Raw genomic sequence first — 537 nt, forward strand, 5'->3', positions numbered from 1 at the left:
GGTTGCCGGCGCGCAGCGCGACCGCCGTCGCGTAGAGCGCGTCCAGCGCGCGCTGCGGCGGCGCGGCCGGATCGAGGCCGAAGGCGGCGCGCGCCTCCGCCCGGCCCTGCGCGAGCATCGGCACGACCAGCGGGTCCAGGCCGATCCAGCGCTGGTCGGTGGCGAGTTCGACGGTGAGGAATTCGAGCTGCGCCAGGGCCTCGGCCGCGGCGGCCGGGTCGCCGGCCACGCTGCCCGGCTGGCCGAAGACGAAGGAGCTGGAGAGGATGGCGCTGCGGGCCGGATCGGTGAAGCCGAACTGGCGCTGGGCGCTGTCCGGCAGTGTCACGCCGGGCTGCGGCGGGGGCAGGTTGGCACAGGCGGTGAGCAGCAACGCCACAAGGGGCAACGCGCCGCGGATGGACATCGTCATGCGTCCTCCCAGGGCGTCAGCTTGCCGCAGCCGGGTCCCTGCCGCCAAGCATGTTGCGCGTCGCGCGCAGCGCGCGGCGAAGCGGCGCGGGCGTCTCGAGCCGCGCCAGCGCCTCGGCGGGGCGG

1 protein-coding gene is annotated in these 537 nt (G+C 76.5%); it reads right to left on the bottom strand.

Translation table 11 applies throughout. The features are described from left to right. Positions 1-412 (bottom strand): hypothetical protein (locus tag L2I40_RS24345; protein ID WP_237217894.1); only part of this gene is annotated, 412 nt, incomplete at its 3' end. Between the last annotated feature and the right edge of the window lie 125 nt (positions 413-537).

This window comes from Falsiroseomonas oryziterrae, from assembly GCF_021864505.1.
In the GTDB taxonomy this organism is placed as follows: domain Bacteria; phylum Pseudomonadota; class Alphaproteobacteria; order Acetobacterales; family Acetobacteraceae; genus Falsiroseomonas; species Falsiroseomonas oryziterrae.